This window comes from Pseudomonas sp. URMO17WK12:I11 (genome assembly GCF_007677725.1).
Lineage (GTDB): Bacteria > Pseudomonadota > Gammaproteobacteria > Pseudomonadales > Pseudomonadaceae > Aquipseudomonas.
In genome coordinates, this window is record NZ_VEDF01000005.1 from 14,014 (window position 1) to 36,814 (window position 22,801).

Annotated in this window: 22 protein-coding genes; 12 read left to right on the forward strand and 10 right to left on the reverse strand. The window is 63.0% G+C overall.

The window, feature by feature from the left end:
* The first annotated feature begins 50 nt into the window (after positions 1 to 50).
* Complete coding sequence (locus FS665_RS11155) at positions 51 to 2,234, forward strand: hypothetical protein (RefSeq protein WP_145187706.1); 2,184 nt, start codon at positions 51 to 53, stop codon at positions 2,232 to 2,234.
* A gap of 151 nt (positions 2,235 to 2,385) precedes the next feature.
* Here the strand turns inward: FS665_RS11155 and FS665_RS11160 are convergent, their stop codons facing one another.
* On the reverse strand, positions 2,386 to 2,691 hold the full coding sequence (locus FS665_RS11160; protein ID WP_145187709.1) for a DUF2288 domain-containing protein: 306 nt from the start codon (positions 2,689 to 2,691) through the stop codon (positions 2,386 to 2,388).
* A gap of 360 nt (positions 2,692 to 3,051) precedes the next feature.
* On the opposite strand from FS665_RS11160, the gene FS665_RS11170 reads away from it, so the two are divergent.
* The 7 genes from FS665_RS11170 to FS665_RS11200 all read left to right on the forward strand — a co-directional run bounded on the left by FS665_RS11170 (position 3,052) and on the right by FS665_RS11200 (position 10,514).
* Complete coding sequence (locus tag FS665_RS11170) at positions 3,052 to 4,167, forward strand: branched-chain amino acid ABC transporter substrate-binding protein (protein WP_145187712.1); 1,116 nt, start codon at positions 3,052 to 3,054, stop codon at positions 4,165 to 4,167.
* Positions 4,168 to 4,353: 186 nt separating this feature from the next.
* Positions 4,354 to 5,277 carry a high-affinity branched-chain amino acid ABC transporter permease LivH gene (gene livH, locus FS665_RS11175; RefSeq protein WP_145187715.1) on the forward strand — a complete coding sequence of 308 codons (924 nt, stop codon included), beginning with the start codon at positions 4,354 to 4,356 and terminating at the stop codon, positions 5,275 to 5,277.
* Entirely contained in the window at positions 5,274 to 6,530 is a 1,257-nt protein-coding gene (locus FS665_RS11180; protein WP_145187718.1) for a high-affinity branched-chain amino acid ABC transporter permease LivM, read from the forward strand. The genes livH and FS665_RS11180 overlap by 4 nt, the downstream gene beginning before the upstream one ends.
* Positions 6,527 to 7,294 (forward strand): high-affinity branched-chain amino acid ABC transporter ATP-binding protein LivG, encoded by a 768-nt coding sequence (gene livG, locus FS665_RS11185; protein WP_145187721.1) that lies wholly within the window; start codon positions 6,527 to 6,529, stop codon positions 7,292 to 7,294. The genes FS665_RS11180 and livG overlap by 4 nt, the downstream gene beginning before the upstream one ends.
* A complete protein-coding gene (locus tag FS665_RS11190; protein ID WP_145187724.1) occupies positions 7,295 to 7,996 on the forward strand; it encodes an ABC transporter ATP-binding protein in 702 nt (233 codons plus the stop codon).
* 132 nt (positions 7,997 to 8,128) lie between these two features.
* Entirely contained in the window at positions 8,129 to 8,803 is a 675-nt protein-coding gene (locus FS665_RS11195) for a COG3650 family protein (protein ID WP_145187727.1), read from the forward strand.
* A gap of 103 nt (positions 8,804 to 8,906) precedes the next feature.
* The gene (locus FS665_RS11200) at positions 8,907 to 10,514 is read left to right on the forward strand and encodes an NAD(P)/FAD-dependent oxidoreductase (protein WP_145187730.1); all 1,608 of its coding nucleotides are present in this window, start codon (positions 8,907 to 8,909) and stop codon (positions 10,512 to 10,514) included.
* Between the two features lie 60 nt (positions 10,515 to 10,574).
* Here the strand turns inward: FS665_RS11200 and FS665_RS11205 are convergent, their stop codons facing one another.
* From FS665_RS11205 to dinG, 6 genes are all read right to left on the reverse strand, one after another.
* Entirely contained in the window at positions 10,575 to 11,039 is a 465-nt protein-coding gene (locus FS665_RS11205; RefSeq protein ID WP_145187733.1) for a glycine zipper 2TM domain-containing protein, read from the reverse strand.
* 197 nt (positions 11,040 to 11,236) lie between these two features.
* On the reverse strand, positions 11,237 to 11,884 hold the full coding sequence (gene pdxH / locus FS665_RS11210) for a pyridoxamine 5'-phosphate oxidase (protein WP_145187736.1): 648 nt from the start codon (positions 11,882 to 11,884) through the stop codon (positions 11,237 to 11,239).
* Positions 11,885 to 11,903: 19 nt separating this feature from the next.
* A complete protein-coding gene (locus FS665_RS11215; RefSeq protein WP_145187739.1) occupies positions 11,904 to 12,905 on the reverse strand; it encodes an OmpA family protein in 1,002 nt (333 codons plus the stop codon).
* Positions 12,906 to 13,003: 98 nt separating this feature from the next.
* A complete protein-coding gene (locus FS665_RS11220; RefSeq protein WP_145187742.1) occupies positions 13,004 to 14,149 on the reverse strand; it encodes a serine hydrolase domain-containing protein in 1,146 nt (381 codons plus the stop codon).
* Positions 14,150 to 14,250: 101 nt separating this feature from the next.
* A complete protein-coding gene (locus FS665_RS11225; protein WP_145187745.1) occupies positions 14,251 to 16,488 on the reverse strand; it encodes a beta-agarase in 2,238 nt (745 codons plus the stop codon).
* Positions 16,489 to 16,568: 80 nt separating this feature from the next.
* On the reverse strand, positions 16,569 to 18,713 hold the full coding sequence (gene dinG, locus FS665_RS11230; protein WP_145187748.1) for an ATP-dependent DNA helicase DinG: 2,145 nt from the start codon (positions 18,711 to 18,713) through the stop codon (positions 16,569 to 16,571).
* Between the two features lie 98 nt (positions 18,714 to 18,811).
* Here dinG and FS665_RS11235 point away from each other — a divergent pair, with 98 nt between their 5' ends.
* Positions 18,812 to 19,276, forward strand: coding sequence for a CopD family protein (locus tag FS665_RS11235; RefSeq protein WP_145187750.1), 465 nt, complete (start codon positions 18,812 to 18,814; stop codon positions 19,274 to 19,276).
* Between the two features lie 48 nt (positions 19,277 to 19,324).
* Here the strand turns inward: FS665_RS11235 and FS665_RS11240 are convergent, their stop codons facing one another.
* From FS665_RS11240 to FS665_RS11250, 3 genes are all read right to left on the reverse strand, one after another.
* On the reverse strand, positions 19,325 to 20,083 hold the full coding sequence (locus FS665_RS11240) for a collagen-like protein (RefSeq protein ID WP_145187753.1): 759 nt from the start codon (positions 20,081 to 20,083) through the stop codon (positions 19,325 to 19,327).
* On the reverse strand, positions 20,076 to 20,351 hold the full coding sequence (locus FS665_RS11245; RefSeq protein WP_145187756.1) for a DUF1145 domain-containing protein: 276 nt from the start codon (positions 20,349 to 20,351) through the stop codon (positions 20,076 to 20,078). Before FS665_RS11245 ends, FS665_RS11240 begins: the two co-directional genes overlap by 8 nt.
* Before the next feature lie 138 nt (positions 20,352 to 20,489).
* Positions 20,490 to 21,188, reverse strand: coding sequence for an OmpA family protein (locus FS665_RS11250; protein WP_145187759.1), 699 nt, complete (start codon positions 21,186 to 21,188; stop codon positions 20,490 to 20,492).
* 158 nt (positions 21,189 to 21,346) lie between these two features.
* Between FS665_RS11250 and FS665_RS11255 the strand changes: the two genes are divergently transcribed.
* The 3 genes from FS665_RS11255 to FS665_RS11265 are packed head-to-tail and all read left to right on the forward strand — an operon-like array spanning position 21,347 to position 22,799.
* A complete protein-coding gene (locus FS665_RS11255) occupies positions 21,347 to 21,841 on the forward strand; it encodes a DUF6231 family protein (RefSeq protein WP_145187762.1) in 495 nt (164 codons plus the stop codon).
* Between the two features lie 2 nt (positions 21,842 to 21,843).
* Positions 21,844 to 22,320: a YchJ family protein gene (locus FS665_RS11260; protein ID WP_145187765.1), complete on the forward strand. Its 477-nt coding sequence runs from the start codon at positions 21,844 to 21,846 to the stop codon at positions 22,318 to 22,320.
* Between the two features lie 2 nt (positions 22,321 to 22,322).
* Positions 22,323 to 22,799, forward strand: coding sequence for an LEA type 2 family protein (locus tag FS665_RS11265; protein WP_145187768.1), 477 nt, complete (start codon positions 22,323 to 22,325; stop codon positions 22,797 to 22,799).
* Positions 22,800 to 22,801: the final 2 nt, after the last annotated feature.

The window sequence follows — 22,801 nt, forward strand, 5'->3', positions numbered from 1 at the left end:
GCCATGTGGCATAACCCTCACGATCACATCTAGAAGGCAAACGGCGCACTATGACCTCTGCGAACAATTCTGCCAATGCGGCCCATGAGTCTTCAGCCTTGCCAGCCGCGCCGAGCAGCAGCGATCCGCGGTCGCCCGCCAGCGTCTCGCGCCCGCTCCCCCAGCAGTACCTGTACTTCACCGAACAGGACATCCAGAGCATTCTCGACAACCTCGACGGCCTGCGTGATCTGGTATTTCCCAGCACCCTGCACGCCGAAGACGAAGACGCCTTGCGCCTGGAGCAGCAGTTTCCATCGGTGTGCCTGATCGGCCTGGGTCGCTGCGGTTCGAATATCGCCCTGGACGTGGCGGAGCTGGTGTACAACGCGCGCACGTTTTTCCTCAATGAGTTCAACAATGAAGACCGTCCCAGGGGCGAGCCCGACTACAGCCCTGCGCGGTGGATACGGCAAAACCTGCGGCTGGTGCAGAACAAAGGCGCCAAACCGGTCTTTCTGGTCGAGCCGCTGGTCATGCTCGGCGACCTCGACAAGGACATTGCCGGGCGCATTCGTTTTTCGCGCAAGGGTGAGCGCGGCGGCTTTCTGCGCGACTACAGCAAGATGAAGATCATGGACCTGTCCGAGGTCCACGCTGGCGGTGCCGGCAACGCGCCGATTCTGGGCCAGTACTTGGCCAGGATCATCCTCAACCGCGAAACCCAGCGCTTCTCCAGCGCCGAGTGGAAGCTGGTGCATTCCTACCTGATCGACTCCTGCGGCATCAAGGCCAACCAGTCGCGCTTGTACTTCTACATTTTCAGCGCCGGCGGCGGCACGGGCTCAGGCATGGCCTCGGAGTTCGGCCTGGCCCAGCAGTACGCCTACATGAACAAGACCTTCGACACCAAACCCGTCGAAGACAACGACGGCAAGAGCGGCCACTCGTTCGTGTTCGAACCGATCTTCACCAGCGGCATTTGCGTGCTTCCCAATGCGTCTGACAACCGCAGTGAAATGTCCGAAGCCTTGCACATCAATGCCGGGCGGCTGCTGTGCAAGTACCTGAGCGAGGAGTGGGATTTTTCATACAACTTCGCCAATGAGGACAGCGGCGAGGCCAGCGTGATGGGGCGCATCCGCCCGTGGAACGCGATGATGCTGATTTCCAACGACATCATGCGCTATGCCGAGCAGAGCGACGATGGCACGATTCACAACATCGACGTCAATGCCATGGAGAAACACGCCAACCAGTATATCTCCCAGCAGATCTTCAACATCCTGACCGCCCAGGCGGTGACCACCGACTACGACCAGAATTATTTCCGCCGTGCCGGCATCGACATCGGCGAAACCATCCGCCTGGATGCCAACGACCTGTTCATGAGCCTCGCCGGGCCTGTAGCGATCGCCTATGCCGAGTCGGTCGTGCCCGAAGCACCGACGCTGAGTTCCGACAAGTTCAAGGTCTTCGAACGCGACACACCGCGCATGGACATCGACGACCTGTTTCTGCGCTCGATCGACCTGCCGCATTTCAACAAGCAGACCCAGGCCATCGAAGGCATCAGCCTGCTGCCGATCGAGTCGCAACGCTACCGCGCAGCCCTGGAGCAGTATCAGGCTTCTGGCTTCGACGCCGCTGCCTTGCACGACCTGCATTTCTTCAAAAACTGCTCGTCGGTGGTGTCGATCGTCTCGCTGCCCAAGGACTACAAGCTCTCTTACATGGACCTGAACCGGCTCAAGACCCACCTCAACAGCCTGTTTCCCAACACCACGCTCAAGCGCTATGCCCTGGTGATCGGGGCCTCGGCCAACCTGTCGCTGACCACCCTGATCGCCAAGAGTCCATGCCTGTCGGACGATTTCCTGACCTTGATCGTAGCCTTCATCAAGCGCTGCTTCGCCAGGCCGCCGTACCGCTTCGACGACACCCTGGACAATGCCATGCTCGACTTCATCACCAGCGAGCACTTCCAGGAGGAACGCATTGATCAGCTGCTCAATGAGTTCGAAAACCCGGCGAAAATTCTTGATACCAACTGGTATGCGATCAAGCCCATGTACGAAAAAAAGTACCGTGAGCTGATCAGTGACAAAGGCCGTTTCGTCTCGATCAACGATATCCGCCTGTCGAGCGAGTGCGTGAAGAAGGCCATCAAGTACCTGCGCGAGATCTTTCGTCACCGCATCGGCAAGACCCGGGTCATTTCCCTGAACAACCACACAGGACGGATCGACTACTAGGCGACCTGGCGAGCGGTAATTACGCTGTGCGTAAACTGTTACCGCCCCGCCGAATCGCCAAGCGACTGTTACCAACTTCCACCTTACGTGCGCGTCAACGCGCACGCTTTAGGTGCGCTTGTGCATTTGCGTGCACTGAAACGGATCTCGCTTACCCACGGGCTTTGGTTTGGATGACGATGAACGGCGAAACCACCACCGCCCATATCTCTGGATCGCGGCTTTGCAGATCGCTCGCCTGCTCGGCAGTCACCGGCCCGACAGTGCCATCGTTGCGCCATTTGGCAACCATCTCGCTGCGATTTTCCGCCATTGCAGCAGCGACTTCGATCAGGTCGAGAGAGGGCTCGACCCAAATCAGGTCACCCTTGGCCCAGAAACGCTCCAAAGCTTTCCACTCGATGATCGCCGTCTCGCCGAGCAATTTGGCATAGAGGGTGCTTGTTTGATCAGTCATGGGTCTTTACCCGCACAAATAGCCAATGAAAAAAGGTCGGCATTTTTGCAGAAAAACCCGGTTTCAAATATGTAATTTGGTCGATTGACCCCGAACTTGTGGGGTGGGGCCGTAGATGCAGGCAAAGTGATGGCGCTTTTCTGTATCTTTCTGTCGACCATGCGACAACCCGCGATCTAGGCACTTTTTGCCGGCTTTTCAAGCGCGCAGACAGCGCTCTACACTGTACCGGTACAGTTCCGGGACATGTTCCGGGGGAAGGTGGGCATGCAGCGTGGCGTGACCATGCCGCAAATCCCGCCCGGTCTGTAGCCCTGGCCGCCAGGACTATAAGAATTACAACAGAATGAGTGGAGCACTATGATCAAGATTTCCAAGCTGTTCGCCGCAATGGTACTGGCCGGGGTAGCCAGCCATTCGTTTGCCGCCGATACCATCAAGATCGGGATCGCAGGTCCCAAGACCGGTCCTGTGACCCAGTACGGCGACATGCAGTTCATCGGCGCCAAGCAAGCCATCAAGGACATCAACGTCAAGGGCGGCGTCGATGGCAAAATGCTCGAAGCCAAGGAATACGACGACGCCTGCGACCCTAAACAGGCCGTGGCGGTCGCCAACAAAGTGGTCAACGATGGCGTCAAGTTCGTGATTGGCCACCTGTGCTCCAGCTCTACTCAGCCTGCGTCCGACATTTACGAAGACGAAGGCGTGATCATGATCACCCCCGCCGCCACCTCGCCGGAAATCACCTCCCGCGGCTACAAGCTGATCTTCCGCACCATCGGTCTGGACAGCGCCCAAGGCCCGGCTGCCGGCAACTACATCGCCGACCACGTAAAACCGAAGGTCGTTGCCGTTCTGCACGACAAGCAGCAATACGGTGAAGGCATCGCCACCGCGGTCAAGCAAACCCTGGAGAAGAAAGGCACCAAGGTTGCGGTCTTCGAAGGCCTGAACGCCGGTGACAAGGACTTCTCCTCGATCATCCAGAAGCTCAAGCAGAACAACGTCGACTTCGTCTACTACGGCGGCTACCACCCAGAGCTGGGCCTGATCCTGCGCCAAGCCCAGGAAAAAGGCCTGAAAGCCAAGTTCATGGGCCCGGAAGGCGTGGGTAACGACTCCATTTCGCAGATCGCCCAGAACGCCTCCGAAGGCCTGCTGGTGACCCTGCCCAAGTCGTTCGATGCCGATCCGGAAAACAAGGCCATCGTCGACGCCATCAAAGCCGATGGCAAGGACCCGAGCGGCCCGTTCGTGTTCCCGGCCTATTCTGCTGTGGAGCTGATCGCCAAAGGCATCGAAGCGGCCAAGTCCGAAGACACCGACAAGGTGGCCGAGGCCATTCACAAGGGCTCGTTCAAGACCCCGACCGGCACCCTGTCGTACGACGAGAAAGGCGACCTGAAAGACTTCAAGTTCGTGGTCTACGAATGGCACTTCGGCAAGCCGAAGACCGAAGTCTCCCCTCAGTAACTGCGTGACTAATAGCTGACCGTTGAAGCCCACTGTGCGAGCAGTGGGCTTTGTTTTACGAGGTTCATGGGCCTGATCCCCGCGATCCGGGGGCGTGCCCACCTGAAAATCTTAAAACCGTCACCCGCGGTTTCCTGGCCGTACCCCTGCCAGCGAAATGCAAATCAGGTTTTTAGGAGCGCTGTAATGCCTGAGATCTACCATTTCTTCCAACAACTGGTTAATGGATTGACCATCGGCAGCACCTACGCCTTGATCGCCATTGGCTACACCATGGTGTACGGCATCATCGGCATGATCAACTTCGCCCACGGCGAGGTCTACATGATCGGTTCCTACGTGGCCTTCATCGCCTTGGCTGGCCTGGCCATGATGGGTATCCACTCGTTACCGATCCTGATGACCGTCGCCTTCGTCGCGACGATCTGCGTCACCAGTGCCTACGGCTACAGCATCGAACGGGTTGCCTACCGCCCCTTGCGCAACAGCAACCGGCTGATCCCGCTGATTTCCGCTATCGGCATGTCGATCTTCCTGCAGAACACGGTCTTGCTCTCGCAAGACTCCAAGGACAAGTCCATCCCCAACCTGATCCCTGGCAGCTTCTCGTTCGGGCCAGGCGGCGCCGAGGAGGTCCTGGTCAGCTACATGCAGATCCTGGTCTTCGTGGTCACGCTGGTAGCCATGACCTGCCTCACCCTGTTCATCTCCCGTTCCCGCCTCGGGCGCGCCTGCCGTGCCTGCGCCGAGGACATCAAGATGGCCAACCTGCTGGGCATCAACACCAACAACATCATCGCCCTCACCTTCGTCATCGGCGCCGCATTGGCTGCGGTGGCGGCCGTGCTGCTGAGCATGCAGTACGGCGTGATCAACCCCAACGCCGGCTTCCTGGTGGGCCTGAAGGCCTTCACCGCGGCGGTACTGGGCGGCATCGGCAGCATTCCGGGCGCCATGCTCGGCGGGCTGGTGCTGGGCGTGGCCGAGGCCTTCGGCGCCGACATCTTCGGCGACCAGTACAAGGATGTGGTGGCATTCGGCTTGTTGGTTCTTGTCTTGCTGTTCCGGCCGACCGGCATTCTCGGCCGCCCGGAGGTTGAAAAAGTATGAACAGAAATCTCAAACAGGCGTTCTTCAGCGCCTTGCTGGTCTGGGCCGTGGCATTTCCGGTGCTGGGCCTGAAGCTGAGCATCGATGGCATCAGCCTGGTGGTGCACAGCCAAGGTTCGTTCACCATCAGCATCATCGCCGTGTGTTCGGTATTGATGTTCCTGCGCGTGCTCTTCGACCGCCAGTGGAATGCGGTGATGGGCCGCCGTTCGGATCGCAAGCTGATCCCGCCGGCTGTCAGCAACTACCTGACCCTGCCGAAAACCCAGCGTTACGTGATCATGGGCCTGATCGTCGCCGCCTTGGTGTGGCCGTTTTTCGGCTCACGTGGGGCGGTCGACATCGCCACGCTGATCCTGATCTACGTGTTGCTGGGCTTGGGCTTGAACATCGTGGTGGGGCTGGCCGGCCTGCTCGACCTGGGTTATGTCGGCTTCTACGCCGTTGGCGCCTACAGCTACGCGATGCTCTCGCATTATCTGGGCTGGAGTTTTTGGGTCTGCCTGCCGATCGCGGGCCTCATGGCGGCGACCTTCGGTTTCCTCCTCGGCTTCCCGGTACTGCGCTTGCGTGGAGACTACCTGGCGATCGTGACCTTGGGCTTTGGCGAGATCATCCGCTTGTTCCTGCGCAACCTCACCGACTGGACCGGCGGCCCCAACGGCATCAGCAACATCCCCAAGCCAGAGCTGTTCGGCCTGACCTTCGAACGTCGCGCAGCCGAAGGCATGCAGACCTTCCATGAGTTCTTCGGGCTGCCTTACAACTCGATCAACAAGGTCATCTTCCTTTACCTGGTCGCCCTGCTCCTGGCACTGCTGGCGTTGTTCGTCATCAACCGCCTTCTGCGCATGCCGATCGGCCGGGCGTGGGAAGCGCTGCGCGAAGACGAGATCGCCTGCCGTGCCTTGGGGCTGAACCCCACCGTGATCAAGCTCTCGGCGTTCACCTTGGGCGCCGCCTTCGCAGGTTTTGCCGGCAGCTTCTTCGCCGCGCGCCAAGGCCTGGTGACGCCTGAGTCGTTCACCTTCATCGAGTCGGCGATCATCCTCGCCATCGTGGTCCTGGGCGGCATGGGTTCTCAATTGGGCGTGATTCTGGCGGCCATCGTGATGATCTTGTTGCCTGAGTTGATGCGTGAGTTCAGCGAATACCGCATGTTGATGTTCGGTGCGCTGATGGTGTTGATGATGATCTGGCGTCCGCAAGGCCTGCTGCCTATGCAACGTCCTCACCTGGAGCTGCGTCGATGAGCCGCGAAATTCTGCAAGTCAGCGGCCTGAGCATGCGCTTCGGCGGCTTGTTGGCGGTCAACGGCGTCGCCCTGACCGTCAAGGAAAAACAGGTCGTGGCGCTGATCGGCCCCAACGGTGCCGGCAAGACCACGGTGTTCAACTGCCTGACCGGCTTCTACAAGCCAAGCGGCGGCACCATCCTGCTGGACGGTCAGCCGATCCAAGGCTTGGCGGGCCATCAGATCGCCCGCAAGGGCGTGGTGCGCACGTTCCAGAACGTGCGCCTGTTCAAGGAAATGACCGCGCTGGAAAACTTGCTGATCGCTCAGCACCGCCACCTGAACACCAACTTCTTCGCTGGCCTGTTCAAGACCCCAGGGTTCCGCCGCAGCGAACAAGAAGCGATGGAGCGCGCGCAGTATTGGCTGGATAAGGTCAACCTGACCGAGTTCGCCAACCGTACTGCCGGCACCTTGGCCTACGGCCAGCAACGACGCCTGGAAATCGCCCGCTGCATGATGACCCAGCCGCGCATCATCATGCTCGACGAACCGGCTGCGGGCCTGAACCCCAAGGAAACCGAGGACCTCAAGGCGCTGATTGGCTACCTGCGCGAGTCGCACAACGTCACCGTGCTGCTGATCGAGCACGACATGAAGCTGGTGATGAGCATCTCCGACCACATCGTCGTGATCAACCAGGGCACGCCGCTGGCCCATGGCACGCCGGAGGAGATTCGCGACAACCCTGACGTGATCAAAGCCTACCTGGGGGAAGCGTAAATGCTGAAGTTCGAGAACGTTTCCACTTTCTACGGCAAGATCCAGGCATTGCACAGCGTCAACGTGGAAATCAACCAGGGCGAGATCGTCACCCTCATCGGTGCCAACGGCGCCGGCAAGTCGACCCTGCTGATGACCCTGTGCGGCTCGCCGCAGGCGCACAGCGGCAGCATCAAGTACCTGGGCGAAGAGCTGGTGGGCCAGCCGTCGTCGCACATCATGCGCAAGAGCATCGCCGTGGTGCCCGAAGGCCGCCGTGTGTTCGCCCGCCTGACGGTGGAAGAAAACCTGGCCATGGGTGGCTTTTTCACCGACAAGGGCGACTACGAAGCGCAGCTGGACAAGGTCCTGCAGCTGTTCCCGCGCCTCAAGGAGCGCTACATCCAGCGTGGCGGCACCATGTCTGGTGGCGAGCAGCAAATGCTGGCGATCGGCCGCGCCCTGATGAGCAAACCCAAGCTGCTGCTGCTCGACGAGCCTTCGCTGGGCCTGGCACCGATCATCATCCAGCAGATCTTCGACATCATCGAGCAACTGCGCCGCGATGGCGTGACGGTGTTCCTGGTCGAGCAAAATGCCAACCAGGCGTTGAAGATCGCCGACCGGGCCTACGTGCTGGAAAACGGCCGGGTGGTGATGCAGGGGACCGGTGAAGCGCTGCTGACCGACCCCAAGGTGCGCGACGCCTACCTGGGCGGCTGAATGAGCAAAGGGCCTACGGGCCCTTTTCTCTTTGCGCGAGGCAAGCCGTACCGCGCCAGCAAACACTTGTGATACCCGCTCACCCTGCGTAACGTGGCCAGCTCTTTGAACCCGATTTGCGGAGCCCGCCCGATGCGCCTCACCCCTACCCTGCTGCTCAGCGCCTTGTTGCCTTTTTTCGCTGGCTGCCAGCTGCTGGCCGAGCAGCCCCGTGATCCGAACATCGGCACCACGCGCATGCAGGGCGAGCTCAGCGCCGGGGGTGGCCGACTGCTGTTCAAGCCGTGCAGCGAAGCGCGACGTTTCGTGATCAATGACGTAGCCGCCACGGGCATCCTGCAAGAGTCGGCAAGCCTGGCCAAGGACGCCAATGCCAAGCTGTTTGCCGATGTCCGTGGCCGTCTGACCGGTGCCAAGCAGGCCGACAACGACGGTCAGCTCGAGGTCAGCCGCCTGTACCGTCTGGAGCCATCGCGCCAGGGTTGCGACGACCCCAACTTCAAGCAATTGACCCTGCGTGCCGACGGTCATGCGCCTGAGTGGCAGGTGCAGGCCAGTGGCCGGGGCATGGTGCTCGATCGCGCGGGCAAGGAGCCGCTGCCGTTGCCGTTTCTCGAGGAAGAGGTCCCAGGCGGCGGTCTGACCCTGAGCAGCGAAGCCAACGGCCAACACGTCGAATTGTGGGTCGCCCCGCAGCGCTGCGTCGATGCCGCCAGCGGCGCCGTGCGCCATCTGCGCGCCGAACTGCGCATCGACGGTCAGACCCTGCACGGCTGCGGCTACTACGGCGGTGCCCGCGACAACTGATGGCCGGGCGCTTTTATCCTGCCAGTCAGGGTGGCTAACAGCTTATACTTGGCGGTTTGTGTAAAGCCGCCGGCCGCCCATGGCCGGGATATTGGACCCTGTCATGCTACGAATCACCGAACTCAAGCTGCCCCTGGACCATCCCGACGAGGCCCTGCGTGAAGCCATCGTCCAGCGCCTGGGCATCGACGACGCGCAACTGCTGAGCTTCAACCTGTTCAAGCGCAGCTACGATGCGCGCAAGAAGAACAGCGAACTGTTGTTCATCTATACCATCGACCTGCACGCCAGCAACGAAGCCGAGCTGCTGCGCAAGTTCGCCGACGATCGCAATATCGGCGTGGCGCCGGACGTAACCTACAAATACGTCGGCCAGGCGCCGGCCGATCTACAGGAGCGTCCTATCGTGGTCGGCCTCGGCCCGTGCGGAATCTTCGCCGGCTTGCTGCTGGCGCAGATGGGCTTCAAGCCGATCATCCTCGAGCGTGGCAAGGAAGTGCGCCAGCGCACCAAGGACACCTGGGGTCTGTGGCGCAAGAGTGTGCTCAACCCCGAATCCAACGTGCAGTTCGGCGAAGGCGGCGCCGGAACCTTCTCCGATGGCAAGCTCTACAGCCAGATCAAGGACCCGAACCACCACGGGCGCAAGGTGCTGGAAGAGTTCGTCAAGGCCGGCGCGCCGGACGAGATTCTCTACATCAACAAACCCCATATCGGCACCTTCCGCCTGACTGGCATGGTCGAGCAGATGCGTCAGGACATGATCGCTCTGGGTGCTGAAGTACGCTTCGAGGCGAAGGTCACCGACCTGCTCAGCGATAATGGCCAACTGACCGGCGTGGTGCTCGAAAGCGGTGAGCAACTGCATTCGCGCCACGTGGTCCTGGCATTGGGCCACAGTGCCCGCGATACCTTCCGCATGCTCCACGCCCGGGGCGTGTACATGGAAGCCAAGCCGTTCTCGGTGGGCTTTCGCATCGAGCACCCGCAGTCATTGATCGACAAGGCGCGCCTGGGCAAGTATGCCGGGCACCCGAAACTCGGTGCGGCCGACTACAAGTTGGTGTATCACGCCAAGAACGGTCGCTCGGTCTACAGCTTCTGCATGTGCCCAGGCGGCACCGTAGTGGCCGCCACCAGCGAGCCAGGGCGTGTGGTCACCAACGGCATGAGCCAGTACTCGCGTAACGAACGCAACGCCAACTCCGGCATCGTCGTGGGCATCGACCCGGAGCGCGATTATCCGGGCGGGCCGCTGGCGGGTATCGAGTTGCAGGAGCGCCTGGAAGCCCATGCCTATGTCATGGGCGGTAGCAACTACCAGGCGCCGGCACAGCTGGTGGGCGACTTCGTCGCAGGTCGGCCGACGACCGCCTTGGGCAGCGTCGAGCCATCCTACAAACCGGGTGTCACCTTAGGCGATCTGGCGCCGGCGCTGCCCGACTTCGCCATCGAAGCAATCCGTGAGGCACTGCCGGCGTTCGACCGGCAGATCAAGGGCTACAACCTGCACGATGCAGTGCTGACCGGAATCGAGACGCGTACCTCCTCGCCCCTGCGCATCACCCGTGGCGCCGACTTGCAGAGCTTGAACATGAAGGGCCTGTTCCCGGCCGGTGAGGGTGCCGGTTACGCCGGTGGCATTCTATCGGCGGGCGTGGATGGCATCCGCATTGCCGAAGCCGTGGCGCGCGATATCCTCGGTCTCTGACACGCCATTAAAAAACCCCGAAGCGGCCAGGCCGCTTCGGGGTTTTTTAATGGCTGAGGATCAGTGGGTGACGCGGCTGGTGCCGTCGACGGTCATGATTCGGACCCGCTCGCCAACGCGGAAGATTTCATTCTCTTGTACAGCCTGTACATAGGAACGCATGCTGCCGTCGTCTTCGCGCACGGTAATCTCGACACCTTGGGTGCGGGTGATGCCTTCTTCGGCTGCAGACCCTGCCAGGCCGCCAGCCAAGGCTCCGATCACCGCAGCCACCACACTGCCACGGCCGCCGCCGACGGCGCTGCCGGCGACACCACCGACAATGGCACCGGCGCCACCGCCGATTGGGGTCTTGGTACCCTCGATCTTGACCGGGCGCAGGGATTCGATGGTCCCCATACGCACGGTTTGCACGCGGCGGGCCTCATCACGGGAGTAGCTGTCGCCGGTCAGGCTCGAGGCACAGCCGCCCAGCAGTAGCGACGCAGTGGTAAAGGTCGCCACCAGCAAAGCAGATTTACGCATGGGTACGGTCTCCAAAAGGTTATGTGTCCATTAGACGCTTCGTGCTGCGCGCTGTCACGACGCACATGTAATAAAAATGATTTCGTTCAGCGCCGGTACAGGCACCTTTCAGGCTAAGACAAGCGCTGGCCGCCGATTGCTGCATCGCCCGGCCCGGTATCAAGAAAAAGGGCCGCAGTGCGGCCCTTGTGCAAGCATCACGGCGCCAGCCGTTCCCGCTGCCACTGGCCGTCGACCAAGCGGTAGTTGAGGCGATCGTGCAGGCGGCTTGGCCGGCCCTGCCAGAACTCGATGCGCTCCGGCAGCAGGCGGTAGCCGCCCCAATGCTCCGGGCAGTGTGGCTGGGTGTCGCTGAAACGTGCCTCGGTGGCCTTGACCATGCCCTCGAGTTCTTCGCGGCTGGCAATCACCTGGCTTTGAGGCGAAGCCCAGGCACCCAGGCGGCTGCCCAAGGGGCGCACCTGGTAGTATTCGTCCGATTCCCGGGCGCTGACCTTCTCCACCCGGCCTTCGATACGCACCTGCCGCTCCAATGCTGGCCAGAAGAAAGTCATCGCCGCGAACGGGTTGGCCTCCAATTGTTGGCTCTTGGCGCTGTCGTAGTTGGTGAAGAAGGTGAAACCGCGTGCGTCCAGACCCTTGAGCAGCAACACCCGGCAGTGCGGGCGACCGTCGGCATCGACGGTGGCCAGGGTCAGGGCGTTGGCCTCCACCGGCGGCTGCTCGGTTTTCACCGCATCGCCGAACCACTGCTGGAACAACGCGAACGGCTCATCCGGGGCCTGGGTTTCGGCCAGGCCATCTCGGGTGTAGTCGCGGCGCATATCGGCCAGGGATTGGGTCATGACTGCGTTTCCTTGACGATCAGTTGGTCTTCGCAGGGCTGTTGGCAGCTACTTTCTTGTCGGCGGCGGCAGCTTTCTTGGCGGCAGGCTTGGCCGGGGCCGCTTTTTTCTTGGCGCTGGCCTTGGCGGTGGTCTTGGCCGCAGGCTTGGTCGCAGCTTTTTTCGCAGCCGGCTTGGCTGCGGCTTTGGCAGCAGGCTTGGCCACAGGTGCGGCTGCGGCAGCCGGTGCCTTGCTGTCCTGCACGGCAACCATCGACGCTGGCGCCGACACCGGAACGGCGCGCTGGTATTTGGCCATCAATGCGAGCATGGTGTTCTGCGGCGTCAGCAGCATTTCCACGCGGCGGTTGAGCGAGCGACCTTCTGGGCTGTCATTGGCCGCACGCGGCATTTCCGAACCCATGCCCTTGAGCGACAGGCGATCACGCTGCAGGCCGCTGAGGCGGAAGATGGCCGAAACCGACGCTGCACGCTCCAGGCTGAGCTTCTGATTCAAAGCTGCAGCGCCACTGGTATCGGCGTGGCCAAGCACCAGCACGGCGGTCTTGTTGTCGCCCTCGACAGCCTTGGCGACCCGGGTGATCGGGCCGAGGGTCATGGGCAGCAACATGTTCGGGCGGTCGGGGTTGTAGGAGCTGTCCACTGGAATGGTCACGACCAGTACGTTGTCGCGGCGCTCCACCTCCAGCTTGCTGTCCTTGACCGCTTCACGCAGCTTCGGCTCGTACTGGTCGAGCCAGGCTTGAGTGGCCTTTTCATCGATCTTCGGTACAGCGGGTGCCTGAGCCTGTTTCTCTTCATTGCCGAATGGCCACCACCAGCGGCTGGCGCTCTCGGACTTGGCGTCGGCCTTGGCGACCTTCTCGGTGACCGCCTCTTTCACTTCCTTGTCGGCGACCTTGTCGGAACCGAATGGCCACCAGCTGCTGACGCCTTCGTTGGCGGCATCCTGGGAATGGCTGGCGCAGCCGGTCATGGCGGCCAAGCACAGGGCAAGAGCTAAGGTTTTATGTGAAGACATCAGCGATACACCATGAAATTGAAAGAGATTTTGCCCAGGCAACCAGGCGTTGGTATTGAGGATAGTCAAAGGGTTCGCGTAATACCCGCATTACCCGATCAAAGGCAAGTCCCCAGCACGCGCACCAGCTGCTGGGCGCGCGGGTCCATGAGCACATAAGGGCCGAGGGTGTTGACCACGAAGCCGAATGCGACATCGCGCTCAGGGTCGGCAAACCCCACCGAGCCGCCCGCGCCAGGATGCCCGAACGCGCGGGCGCCGAGGCCAAAGGTGGCATTGGCGACCTCGGGCTGATCGAGCATGCAGCCGAGGCCAAAGCGGGTCTGGGTCAACAAGGTGCGATCCTGGCCAAGGCTGTGCTCGCGGGTCAACTCATCGAGCAGTTCGGACTCCAGCAGGCTGCCGTCGAGCAGACCGGCATAGAAACCGGCGAGGCTACGTGCATTGCCATGGCCGTTGGCCGCTGGCTGCTCCATGCGCCGCCACTCAGGCTTGTTGGTGCTGGTAAGGATCGCTGGCGGGTTGGTGAAGGCACGGGTAGACAGCGCTTCGGGCTCGCGCAGGGTGACCTGCAGCAGGCGCTGGGCGGCCGCATCCCCAAGGTTGCCCTTGCCGCGCGCGATATGCGCGACACGATGGAACTGCTCGTCGGCCAGGCCGACGTGAAAGTCCAAGCCCAATGGCCGGGCCGTACGGTCGACGATCGACTGCCCAGGGCTGCGGCCGTCGGCACGCCGGATCAACTCGCCGATCAGCCAGCCATAGGTGATGGCGGCATAGCCATGCTCGGTGCCAGGCGTCCACCACGGAGTTTCGGCGGCCAGGGCATCGACCATGGCCTGCCAGTCATACAACGCCTCGGCCGGCAGCAGCTCGCGGATCGCCGGCAACCCGGCGCGATGGCTGAGCAACTGGCGCAGGGTGACGTGTTGTTTGCCAGCTTGGGCGAATTCGGGCCAGTAGTGGGCTACCGGTACGTCCAATGCCAACTTGCCCTCGCCGACCAGCTGCAGCGCAGTGACGGCGGTGAAGGGCTTGGTGCAGGAGAACAGGTTGGCGATGGTGTCGCTGTGCCAGGCGTGCTGAGCGTCCTTGTCGGCGCTGCCGGCCCACAGATCGAGCACAGTCTGCCCACCGACCTGAACACACAGCGCGGCGCCGCGCTCCTGGGGATCTTCGAACAATGCGGCGAAGGCGTCGCGTACCGCTTCGAACTGCAGCTCGTAATGGCCCTGGATCTGCACCCGCTATTCTCCATACGACATGGCTGAAAAGGGGTGCATTGTTTCAGTAGTTGGCTGTTTTGCAAACTGGCTGTCGCTCGATGGTCGCCAACTGCCGAGCGTCAAGGGGCCTTTGGCTCAAGCTTGTTACGCAATTGCCCGAGCAACTGCACATTATGCTTGCGCACAGCCTCGACGAAGCCTGGGTACGGCACATCGGTAATCGCCACCAGCCCCAGGTGACCGTTCTCGCCGTCGAGCAGACGCCCACTGGCCGGCTGGTCGAGGTACTGGAACCAGTGCGCACCGACGATCATCGGTTGGGCCAGGGCCGCATCGAGAAAATTGCCATAGGCCGGCCCGCGCTGCTCTTCCCGGGCGACTTCCACCGGGCCAGGCCAGAACGGCCCGCGGTCGCGCGAACCGAACTGAAACTCCGACACCAACACCGGTTTGTCCAGCTCGGCCAGGCGAGCGAAGTCGTAGCCATCTTCGGGCTTGAGGGTATAGAAGTTGAAACTCAGGACATCGCAGAACTCGGCGCACGCCTTCACCGCTTCCGGGGTACTCACGGCGTAGCGTCCGCCGAGCAGCAGGTGGTTGGGCGCATGCCAGTTCAGCGCATCGGCGATGGTCTTGAAGTAGGTTTCGGCAAATACCTGCTGGAAGTACTGATAATCACGCTCGATCTCCGGGTGCTGCGGGTCGGGCAGCGGCGCTTCGAAGCCTGGATCTTCCATGAGCTCCCAGGCCGGCAGCTCGATGCCCCAGGCCTTGGACAGGCCCTCCTGATTGCGGTACTTGTCGCGCAGCTGCTTGAGAAAGGCGCGCTTGGCCGGCACGTCGGTGGTCAGGCGCAGGGTGCCATAGGCCAGGCCATAGCGGGCTTTGGGATCGTTACCGGGGGCGGCCCAGGCCAGTTCGTTGTCGGCGAAGTAACCGATCAACCACGGGTCGTCGCGGTGGTCACGCGCGGCGATGGCAACGGCGCGCTCGGTGGCCATGGCAAAGCGCGGGTCGAACGGATCGGGCATGCGCCCCCACCAATCCATGCCGGTGCTGATGCTGGCATAGTCGCCCACGATCGACAGCGGCAAGGTATAGGGCATGCGCCGCGCTTGACCCAGGGCCGGGTCGCTCCAGTTGCCGAGGGTGTTGAAGCCCCAGGCCTGAAGGCGATCCAGGGTATGCGCCTGCCAGCGGGCTGCATCGAGCATCGGGGTGGGGCACGGCGCTGCAGCCTGCCCTTCGACCGCAGGCGCGCACGGCGTGCCGTGACTGCGTTGAAGGTTCGCGGCATAGAAGTCGAACCAGCGGCCCTGCTTGAAGGCACGTCCCTGCGAGGAGGCATTGCCATCGTCATTGTTGCCCTGGCCATAGAATGCCGACAGCGCATCGCCTTCTGCAGGCAAGGCCTGGAACATGGCTTCGCGCCCGGCGACATAGGTGCGCCCGCCATCGGCGGCGACGGCATTGACGCCCAGCGAGAAAAACGGGTGGCCTTCCGGCGTCACCAGGTACCAACGGCCGTCGCGCTTGTGGGTGCGGAAGAACCCTTTGGCTTCGAAAGCCGGCCCGGCCACCACGCCGCCGTAGCTGTCCAGGCGCAACTGCTGGCGCTCGGCAAGCCAGCCCTTGAGCTGCTGCTGATCGCGCAGCTCCGCCGCCTTGAGCTGCTCGTCGCTGGTGATCTTCTCCGGCCAGCGGCCTCGGGAGAACTGGCCGTAGGCGTCGATCAAGTCGCGATAAGCGGCTTGATAAGCCTGGTCGTCATCCTGAATGCCGACTTTCTCGATCAACAGGTTCTGTGCAACGTTCGGATTCGCAATGCTCAGGCTGACCGAAGCCACCTGCTTGAGGTCCAGTGCCCCAGCGCTGCTGGTCAGCAGCACCCGCTGCCCCTGGTGCATCCAAGGCATTGGCGGCCCCGCACGCATGCCTTGGCTCAGCGGCGACATGGCCTTGAGCGGCACCATGACGGTTTGCGCAGGGCCTGCCGGCAGGTCGACGCGGCTGGTGAGGCTGCGGCCATCGCTGCCGAGCACCGTGACATCGACGGTCAAGGCCCAGTCCTGGGCGCTCTGCATGCGCAGGGTCAGAAATTGCCCAGCCGACCAGTCCCATACGCCGGCCTGCGGGCTCAGGCGCAAGGTCGGGCGTTCGACAGGGTTGAATACCACTCGCCTGAGCACTTCGCCCTCGGCCGTCTGCTCCGCATTGTACTGGGGCATGCCGCTGTTCTCGGTTGCCACGCTGACCTGCGAAGTTGGGCGCACGAAGCTGAACAGCGTCTGTTGCCCAGCCAGCGACGGCGTGCTGAACAACAAGGTGAGTACCACGGGCAAGCTGCGGCGGATCATAGGGCTGGGGCTCTCCTTCCGGACCCTCATGAGCCCGCGACTGAGTATGGACAACAGGCCGGCGCATCGTGCGCCGGCCGTCAGGAAATCTCTCGCCGGAACGGCGGTAGCGCGTTGAGAATAGCTTTGCCATAGCGCTGAGTGACCAGACGCCGGTCGAGCAAGGTGATGACGCCGCGGTCCTGCTCGGTACGCAGCAACCGTCCGCACGCCTGGATCAGGCGCAGGGAGGCGTCGGGCACGGCGATTTCCATGAACGGGTTGCCGCCTCGCGCCTCGATCCATTCGGCCAATGCCGCCTCGACCGGGTCATCGGGCACAGCGAAGGGGATCTTGGCGATCACCACGTGTTCGCAGTAGGCACCGGGTAGATCGACACCTTCGGCGAAGCTGGCCAGGCCGAACAGCACGCTGTGCTGACCATCGTCGACCCGGGCCTTGTGCTTGTTCAAGGTTTCCTGCTTGGACAGATTGCCCTGGATGAGCACCAGCTTGCGCCAGTCGCGGTCCAGGCCGTCGAACACCTCTTGCATCTGCTTGCGCGAAGAGAACAGCACCAGCGCGCCGCGAGCATCTTCGACGATGTTCGGCAGCTCGCGGATGATCGCGGCGGTGTGCGCGGCGGCATCACGTGGATCGGCCTTGAGGTCCGGAACCCGCAGCAGCCCGGCATCGCCGTGCACGAACGGGCTGGGTACCACGCAGGTCACGGCATCGCGCGGCAACCCCGAGCGCATGCGGAAACGGTCGAACTTGCCCAGTGCGGTCAAGGTTGCGGAGGTCACCAATGCGCCATGGGCGACGCTCCAGAGGCTGCGCCGCAGCATTTCGGCGGCCAGGATGGGGCTTGCGTTGACTTCGATGTCGAACAGCGCGCCGCTCTCGGCCAGGGTCAGCCAGCGCGCCATGGGCGGGCTGTCCTGCGGGTCCTCGGCGGTAAAGGCGGTCCACAGCTCCCAATTGCCCTGGGCGCGGGTCACCAGGCTGCCGAACAACGGGTACCATTCTTCGGCCTGGTGGCTGGCGATGCCGATGTTGACCTCGCCATCCATGCCCTCCTTGAGCAGGTCAGCCAGCCGGGTGAACAGGTCGTTGAGACGGGCGAAGCCTTTCTTGAGTTCGATGCCGACTTCGCGGATCTGCTCCGGCACCACGCCGCCTTCGAAGCGGTAGCGTGGTCGCTCACGGCCCTCGGTATCTTCGCTTGGACGAAAATCGGCGACTTGCTCGCACAGGGTGAACATGAATTGCTGCTGGGTACGCACCTCGCGGGCCAGCTCAGGTACCTGCTCGATGTACTTGCCCAGGTCGCCCGGCAGTGGGTGCTGGGCCAGCAGCTTGGTGAGGTTCTTGGCGGTTTGCTCGAGCCAATCGGCCGTCGAGCGCAGGCGGGAATAGTGGGCGAAGTGGCCGATGGCCTTGTCGGGCAGGTGATGACCTTCGTCGAACACGTAGACCGTGTCGCGCGGATCGGGCAGCACGGCGCCGCCGCCCAGGGCCAGGTCGGCCAGGACCATGTCATGGTTGGTGACGATCACATCGACCTTGCCCATGCCTTCGCGGGCCTTGTAGAACACGCACTGCTGGAAATTCGGGCAATGGCGGCCCGTGCACTGGCTATGGTCGGTGGTCAGGCGCGCCCAATCCTGGTCGTCGATGGCCTCTGACCAGCTGTCACGGTCACCGTCCCAACGGTTGCCGGCGAGCTTCTCGATCATGCTGTTGAAGAGCTTCTGGCTGCGCTCGTCGACCTCGATGTGAAAGCCCTCTTCCTCGAACAGCTGAGCGGTGGCCGATTGCGCATGGCCCTCCTGCAGCAGGATGTCGAGCTTGGACAGGCACAGGTAACGGCCGCGACCCTTGGCCAGGGCGAAGCTGAAATTCAGGCCGCTGTTGCGCATCAGGTCGGGCAAGTCCTTGAAGACGATCTGCTCCTGCAGGGCCACGGTCGCAGTCGCGATCACCAGGCGTTTGCCGGCAGCCTTGGCCGCTGGAATCGCGGCCATGCTGTAGGCGACCGTCTTGCCGGTACCGGTGCCCGCTTCCACCGCGACCACCGCAGGCTCACCGCTGCGGCGACCTTCGTCGTCGCAGGCGATGTCGCCGAGCACCTTGGCCACTTCGGCGATCATCAGGCGCTGGCCGTAGCGTGGCTTGAGGCTCTTGGCTTCGAGAAAACGCGAGTAGGCGCCCTGGATGGTGGCTTTGAGTTCGTTGCTGATCATGGTCTGCAGGCGCCCGTAGGGCTGGATATATTTTCAGTGTTGCGCATGGGGCGGCTATCATACCCCGCTATTGCCCATTGTGCCGCATGGAGATCCGGATGCTTGCCTTTGCCTTGCCTTACACACTGCATGTTCTTGCCGCCTTGGTGTGGGTGGGCGGCATGTTCTTCGCCTGGCTGGTGCTGCGTCCGGCAACGGTTTCAGCGCTGGAGGGGCCTGCGCGGCTACGCCTGTGGCTGGAAGTTTTCCGACGCTTCTTCGTCTGGGTCTGGCTGGCCGTGGCGATTTTGGCGATCAGTGGTATTGGCATGCTGCACCTGCGCTTCAGCGGCTTCGAAACCGCGCCCAGGTACGTGCAGGTGATGATCGGTGGGGCGATCGCCATGTTCGCGCTGTTCATGCGCATCCAGGCCTTGTTGCTGCCAGAGCTGAAGGCGGCGGTGCAGGCCGAGGACTGGCCGGCCGCAGCCGCGGCGTTGGCGCGGATTCGGCGCCTGGTGGGCGCCAACCTGTTGCTGGGCCTGGCCATCGTCGCCGTGGCCAGTGCTCGCCTGCCGATCTGATCGAACGTTGACCCCGAACGCCCGGCACGCCGCGCTCGGGGTAAAGCCTCACAAGCGTTGCAGGATCAGCTCACCTTGAGCGCCAGCCAGCCCGGGCTGGCCCTCCTGACCCGGCCGGCCATTGGCGCCTTTGTCGGTACGGTAGACCAGGCAACCCTTGCTCGCCCCGCCCTTGCCCGCCTTGCCGGCCGCGCCGGGCTTGCCGGGCGCACCACCGTCCAGGCGCACGACGATGCGCTCTTCGGGAAAGTCCCGGGGCACATGCAGGCGGATTCGCCCGCCGGGTGCGCCGTCATGCCCATTGCCGCCGTCGTCGCCATTGGCTCCACGGCTTGCCTGGCCCCAGGTGCAGCCACCAGCCTGGCCATTGGCACCATCCAGACCGACGTAGCCCGGCGCTCCGGCGCCGCCTCGGGCATCGATGGCCAGGCGCTCGGCGTCCAGTTCGGCCAGCGTCAGTTCAAGGCTGCGCCCTGAGCGCGCCGCCCGTTCGTAGCTGCCCGCAGCGCCAGGCGCGCTGATTTCGCTACCCTCTCCCAGCACCGCACGGCGCACGTCGATGGCCAAGGCCGACTCGGCGGGGGCAATGGCAATGCGTGCTTCACGGCCCAAGTGCAGGTCATCGATCTTCAGCTCGGTCAGGCTGGCCGGCAACAGCAAGGTCGCCGAGTCTGCCACGCGCAACTGCTCAAGGTGCACGCTGGCCGACTTGCTCGGCAAGCGCAGCATCGAATGCGGAGCGACTTCCAGGCTCTGAGCCAGCACCTGCGGGGCCACGAACAGCGCCAGCAACATCATCTTACGCATGGCGAGGCGCCTCCTGCGGACGGGGAATGGACATGACATGAAAGATACCGGTAAGCAGAATCTGCAAACGGTCGAACCACCGATGGCTGCGCCCGCGCAAGCTGGTGTTGAACAACAGCACTTCGAGCAGATGCAGGCCGAACACGAAGACGCCTACGGCATTGATCAACAGATTCAGCGGCAACGGTTGCGGCATGAGCAGATTGAACAGCACCACCCCCCAGAACGCCACCGTCAGGACCTTGCCCAGGCCCAGGATGAATTTCATGCCCTGCTCCCCTTGTGTCTATTTATAGTTATCCCGGCGTGCCCGCTGCAGCGAGCGACCCAGCCAACACTACCTACTCGGCCAGGCCTTCGCCAGTCGAACACGCGCCTGCAAGAGGGTGACGCAGGCGCTTGCGGCTCAACGCTGGATCTTGATCTCGGTGCGACGGTTCATGGCGCGTCCTTCGGCGGTGGCGTTGTCGGCCACTGGCTGGGTTTCGCCGGCACCCATGACCGAGACGAAGCTGGCGCGCGGGACGCCGCTTTCGATCAGATAGCGGGTCACCGACTGGGCACGGCGCTCGGAGAGCTTCTGGTTGTAGCTATCGGAACCGACGCTATCGGTGTGGCCGGTCACGCTCAGGCGGGCGCTGGGCGCTTCCTGTTTCAAGCGCGTGGCGACGCTGCTCAGGCGTTCGCGGTCGGCAGGCGTGAGCCCGGCTGAGTTGAATTCGAAGTGCACGTCGCGAATGACGATGACTTCCTCCTTGACCACCACCACTTCCTCGACCACCGCCACTTCCTCGACCTGCGGCGGGCAACCGTTGGCATCGACCTGCACCCCGCGCGGCGTGCCAGGGCACTTGTCGCGGCTGTCCGGTACGCCGTCGCCATCCTCGTCACCGTCGCCATGCGCCCAGCAGTAGCCCGCGGCCAGACCACCGCCGAGCAAGGCGCCCCAACCGGCCCAGCTGGTACTTTCGAAGGCACCCAGGGCGGCGCCGCCGACACCCCCGACGGCAGCGCACTTCGGCCAGTCGGTCTTTTGCAGACCGGCACACCCGGTCAGCACACTGCTGAATAGAACCAAGGGTAACGCTGCGCGTACTATGCTCATATTCTCAGTCTCTCCATGGGAATCGGCGTCAGGCCGATCCCTGCCAGTAAAGACCGCGTCGTCCATCCCTGCCAGCAATGCGCCATGACGCTGCGAGCGGCCTCTATGCCGGCGGCCCGCAGCCCGCTAGTCTTGCAGCACCTGAACGAGGAATGGCAATGACCGATGGTTCTTCCCAGCGCACGCCGCAGCAAGCCTTGGCTGCTCTGCTCGAGCGCTTCACCCCGCAACGCCTGCTGCTGGTGGGCACACGTTTCCCGGCCCTGGAGGCCTTTGCCCAGGCCCACCCGCAGGTGATCATCGAAACCTGCGCACCAGGCCCTCTGCCACCGGCGCTGGCCGCGCAGCGCTTCGACCTGGCGCTGCTGGTCGACTGCCTCGAGCATCTGCCCAAGCGCACCGGCCTGCACCTGCTGGGCGGCATTCGCAACCTCAATGCCAACCGGGTCGCAGTGCTGGCCGACCTGCCCGCCTGCGGCTGGCACGACACCGATTTCTTCGCCCTGGCGTTGTCGGCCAGCGAGAAATTCAGCCGAGGCGAGCAGGTCCTGAGCTTGTTCACCTATGATCTACATGATTACAAGCAGGTCCCCGACTGGCTCAACGCCAAGTTTTGGGCCAACCCTGAAAACTTCGGCAAGTACTGGTGGTGATGATGAGTGTCTCGGTTTGCCCTTGTGGCAGCGGCAACCTGCTGGACGCCTGCTGCGGGCACTACCATGCCGGTACGCCGGCGCCTGATGCGCAGACACTGATGCGCTCGCGCTACAGCGCCTACGTATTGGGACTGGTCGACTACCTGGTCGGCACCACCCTGCCCGCGCAGCAAGCCGCATTGGACCGCGCCGCCATGGCAGCCTGGAGCGCCCAGAGCACCTGGCTGGGCCTTGAGGTGGAGAGCGCCGAGGTCTTGGGCGGCCAACCCGAACATGGCTTCGTGACCTTCACGGCGCGCTGGCACGATGCGCACGGCGACCATCAGCACCGCGAGCGCTCAGCCTTCGTGCAACACGCGGGGCGTTGGTACTTCATCGACCCCACGGTCACCCTGCGCGCCGGGCGCAACGATCCCTGCCCCTGCGCCAGTGGGCAGAAATTCAAGAAATGCTGCGCCAGCTACGTCGGTAACTGACGATGATCGCCGCCGCCCGCCTGCTGCTGCTTGCTGCCCTGCTAGCGGGGCTCGCCGGCTGCGCGAGTTGGGGTGGGGACGACTGGCGCCCGCCCGAGGTGCACCTGACACGTGTTGAAACGGTCAAGGCGCGGCTGCTGCAGCAGGAATTTCTCTTGCACCTGCGTATCGACAACCCAGACGACAGCCGCCTGTTCATTCGCAACCTCACCTACTCGGTGTGGCTGGGCGATGTGCTGCTGGCCGAGGACGAGGTCAGCCTGTGGCGCAGTGTCGGCGCGCACGCCCGACGCACCTTCAAGATCACCGCGCGGACCAACCTGTGGCGCCAGCTCAAGCCGCTGGCCAAGTTGCTCAAAAGCCACGCGCCGTTGCACTACCGCCTGCAGGGTGAACTGCGCAGCGGTTTGATCATCCATCGGGACCTGCATATCACGCGCAGTGGTGAGATAATCCCCGGCACTTTCATACCGGAGTGACC